This window comes from Streptomyces sp. 3-6 (genome assembly GCF_056323165.1).
Genome location: NZ_JBWHZP010000043.1, coordinates 1 through 4215, shown reverse-complemented (window position 1 = coordinate 4215; position 4215 = coordinate 1). Strand labels below are relative to the sequence as shown.

General features: G+C 68.9%; 4 protein-coding genes. 1 reads left to right on the top strand and 3 read right to left on the bottom strand.

The features are described from left to right. Positions 1–302 precede the first annotated feature (302 nt). Entirely contained in the window at positions 303–818 is a 516-nt protein-coding gene (locus tag AC02VZ_RS25975) for an ATP-binding protein (RefSeq protein ID WP_164333357.1), read from the bottom strand. A gap of 250 nt (positions 819–1068) precedes the next feature. Between AC02VZ_RS25975 and AC02VZ_RS25970 the strand changes: the two genes are divergently transcribed. Next, entirely contained in the window at positions 1069–2061 is a 993-nt protein-coding gene (locus AC02VZ_RS25970; protein WP_164333356.1) for a LysR substrate-binding domain-containing protein, read from the top strand. Between the two features lie 177 nt (positions 2062–2238). On the opposite strand, the gene AC02VZ_RS25965 is transcribed toward AC02VZ_RS25970, so the two are convergent. Together AC02VZ_RS25965 and AC02VZ_RS25960 are read right to left on the bottom strand one after the other, a co-directional pair. Continuing rightward, a complete protein-coding gene (locus AC02VZ_RS25965) occupies positions 2239–2499 on the bottom strand; it encodes a hypothetical protein (protein WP_476476553.1) in 261 nt (86 codons plus the stop codon). A 488-nt stretch (positions 2500–2987) separates the two neighbouring features. Continuing rightward, positions 2988–4215: collagenase (locus AC02VZ_RS25960; RefSeq protein ID WP_476476552.1), on the bottom strand; the 1228-nt coding region annotated here is incomplete at its 5' end.

Sequence of the window (4215 nt, the reverse complement as noted above, 5' to 3'; positions counted from 1 at the left end):
ACCCGATCGAGTCAGAAACCGACGACACCACCCTGCCCACCGAACTCACCGCATAGCCTCAAAACGAGATCACCGAGTGGCCGTCGATACACCACTCCCGCGGACGTGACCGCGCACTCCACGTGCGACGTCATCGGAACAAGGTCGGTCCGAGCCGGCCGAAGAAGAGGCCAGGGCAGAGGCGGTCTATCGGCTCGCTGTGCAGGTTGAGGGCAGCCAGAGCGTCAAAACGAGCGGTTTCGCGCCCGCAGGCATACCCGCCTGCTGTGGGTCGGCTCCCGGGGCCGACCGAGAGAACGAGCTCACTTCGCCGGAAACAGACTCGCCAGCAGTCCGCTCCCCTGCGGAGCCAGTGACCAGCGTTCCCGGTCCGCCGCGAAGCCGGGGTCCGCCTCCTCAGCCGGAGCCGACTCGGCAACCGGCTCCTGCGGCGTCCGCAGCGGCAGAACCGCCCAGCAGCGCTTACCGCGGGAAGTCGTCTCGGCTCCCCGTATCAGACTGAGGTCCTCGATCAGGGCGAGTCCCCGCCCGCACTCGTCGTCCACCTCTGTCAGCCGAGGCCGCGGGAGCTCCCGGCTGTCGTCGAGGACCGCGACGACGACCATGTCGTGCACCAGCGTCAACTCGACGGTCATGGGCCCGCCGGCGTGCCGCAGCCCGTTGGTGAGGAGCTCGGAGGTCACGAGTTCCACGCTGAAGCGGAGATCATCCTCGACCGGCCCTCCCCACCAGCTCAACGCGGTGGAGACGCGGTGGCGGGCGCGGTGAACCGCGGCCCCGGTCGCTTCGACGGTGAAGCTGATGCAGGTGTGAGGCATGATGTCGCTCCTCGAAGGCGGTGCGCTTCAGGCTTCCGCAGTCGCCTCTGCGGAACAACACGCAGGTCCGAGACTTGCACGGCGGTCAAACGCAAACAACCGGCCAGGCCATACCAGAGACTCCGGCTCACCCATAACCCTCGGACCCTCGGCCTGCTGGTCGACCGAAGGCGTCGGACCGTCTCGGATTTCCCACCCACTTCTTCCTGGCGCATAATGGACCTCTGTTCGCCCGGAGCGAGGTGCCTGCGTGGAACTTGAGCTGCGCCACTTGCGCGTGCTGTGCGCCATAGCCGACGCGGGGGGTGTCGGCCGGGCCGCCGCGGCGCTCGGGTACACCCAGCCGGCGATGAGTACCCAACTGCGCCGCATCGAGGGGCTGCTCGGCGCGGGTGTCTTCCTGCGAAGCAGCACGGGCGTGGAACTCACCGCCTACGGCGCCCAGGTCGTCGGCCGGGCCCGGGAGATCCTGGCGCTCTCCGACGATCTCGCGCGTCTGCGGCCGCCCCGCTCGTCCGGGACGACACGTCGGCTTCGCCTCGGTGCCATCAACACACCGGTGGTGCCCACCTTGCTCGACGTCCTCCGCGACGCCTGCCCCGATCTGACCGTCTCCGTCAGCAGTGTGTACGCCACCGGAGAACTCCTCGGCCTCCTTGAGGCCGGCGAACTCGACGTCGCCCTGGGGTGCGACTACCCTGGACTCCCTCTTCGTCACTCACCGAAGCTGGATCACCGGGCGATCAGGACCGTCCCGGTGTTCGTCGCCACGCCCGCAGACCACCCACTGGCGCAACGGCTGGAGGTGTCCTTGGCCGACCTGTCGGAGGACGCGTGGTTCGTCTCCGCGGACGACGGGGTGGGCTGGCCCGGCGCCTTCTACGACGCGTGCGGGGCCGCAGGATTCAGGCCCGCCGTCACACACGAGTTCCACATGCTCGACCAACTGCAGTCGATGATAGCCAAGGGGCTGGGGGTGGCCGCCGTCCAGCCCACCATGCGCCCGGTGGGCGGAGTGCTGGTCAAACCCCTCGTGGGGGATCCATTGTGGCAGCGGCATCTGCTCGTCTGGCGGCGGGACTCGGTCGAGGCGCCGGTCGTCGAGGTGGTGCACCACCATGCCGTGCGCACCCACTGGCAGCTGCTGTCGCAGGCTCCGCACTTCCAGAAGTGGGTGACACGCGCCTACGCACCCGCCCGTCCCGCGAGCGGAGCCGGAAAGGCACTCCCCGGTACGGTCTGATCAGCCGACGTGTTCCGCTGCACTGCGGCATGCACGGCGTGCCACGCCCCCGTCGACGCTCCGCTGCGTGACGGACGAGCAGAGTACGGGAAGGACGCCGACCACGGTGATCTGCCCGCAGGTGTAACCGGTCGAGGAGTCCTGCTCGCACACGTACCGGCCGCCGTCGTCGTAGTCTCAGCCGGTGATGCCGGTCGACGGGTAGACCCATCCCGCAGCCGAAGAGGGTTCGGAGGCGTGCGCGTAGGTGCTGACCTCGAGGCCCTCCCCGAGAGTCCGCCTCGCCCACTCCACCACTGTGTGCCGGGCGAGGGTGAGGGTCATGCCCCGTGGCAGGTCCGGACGAACCTTGTTGTCCTGCACCACCACAGCCAACTGCAGACCGTGGGCCGCGCCCTTGTTCCCCGGGGCCACTGGGTGGGCCAACTCTGCGGGCATGCAGTTGAGTTGCCGCAGGCTGCGGTCGACGACGACGGTGGTCGTCGTCGGGGGCCCGAGCCTGAGCGGGCCGGACCTCGACGGGGGCGGTGGCCGTCGACCGGGTGACGGCCACGGTCAGCCTGCCGCCGTGCTTCTGGTCGATCCAGGCTCCTGCGAAGCGGGAACCCAGGCGCTCACGCAGCGCTGTTGCGAGGCGCCGAGCCGCGGCGTGTCCTCTCACCGCTGCCGACGGCGGGTGTGGCGAGTGCGCAGGTGAGGCCGACGGACGCGATGAGGGACCTCATGGCTCGGCGGCGCCTGCGTGCGGGTGATGCCTTCACGCTCTGCCGCCTGGGAGGTCGGATGCCCGTGTGGGGGCGGGCGGTGTGTTCGCGGTCCGGGGCGACGGAGGTCTCCCCTTCTGCCGTCGCCCCGGACGCAGCCCGGGGCGGGGAGAGCCGCCCCGGGCCGTCGTGGGGGTCGTACCTTGGTGCGGGAAGCGTGGGTCAGTAGGCGGAACTCACGGTGACGCCGCTGAAGCTGCTCACGGCGTGCAGGCTGATGTAGTTGGCTCCGGCCGGCGGGTTGTTGATGGTCAGGGTGTGGTTGTTGCCGGATCCCGTCGCACGCTGCGTGTAGCTCGTGGTGCCGGGCCAGCCGCTGGTGCTGTAGTAGAGGTCCGCGTCGCCCGTCCCGCCGGAGGTGGTGATCTTCAGCTGGGTGGTGCCGGCCGGGACGTAGAGGTACAGGTAGGCGTAGTTACCGGTGGTGGCGGACTGGTTGCCGCGTTGGCAGTTCTGGCCCAGTTCCCGGGTGTCGGTTCCGGTGCACTCGGTGCCGCCGCCTCCGCCGCTGGCTACGGTGACCGTCCTCGTTGCGGTGGCGGTGGCTCCCTTGTCGTCGGTGACGGTCAGCTTCACCGTGTAGGACCCGGCCGACCCGTACCTCTTGACGGGGTTGGTGGCCGTGGAGGTGGTGCCGTCACCGAAGCTCCAGGACCGGGAGGCGATGGTGCCGTCGGCGTCCGTGGACTGGTCGGTGAAGGTGACGTCCAGGCCCTGGACGGCGGTGGTGAACGCGGCGGTGGGCGCCTGGTTGCCGGGCGGGTTGGTGCCCCCGCCTCCGCAGTTGCCGGCCGCGCAGGCCGCCAGCCAGGTGTACCAGTCGTTGTCGTAGCGGGTGCCGATGGTGCCGGTCAGGTAGGAACGTGCGGCGTTCCAGTTTCCCGCGCGGTAGTAGCCGAGGACGGTGTCCATGTCGGCGCGGTGGTTCTCGAGCATGTACCGCACGGCGAGGTAGCCCCAGCGGTAGATGCGCGTGGTGTCGTGGCTGTACGTGGTGTCGAACAAGGTGCTCAGCGCGTACGTGCGACGGCCTGCTTCGGTCGTCGCCTCCGTATAGGGGAGACCGCGGTAGGAGTAGGAGACGTACTCGGCGAAGCCTTCGATCCACCAGATGGTCGGGGTGGTGATGTTGGCGTTGAAGTCGCCGTACATGTTGAAGCGACCGTCGAGGTAGTGCGTGTACTCGTGGTTGAGGTTCCAGATCTGGAAGTCGGGCCGCAGCCACTCGGCCTCGTAGGCGATGAATCGCGGCTGGTTGCCGGCCGCCGACGGGTTCCCTTCCAGGTACATGCCGCCGTTGTTGGTGTCGATCCCGTACATGGCGCCGGCGTAGGTCTGGTAGTCGGTGCTGGAGTCGAAGACCACGACCTCGATGGTGCTGTTGTTGTCG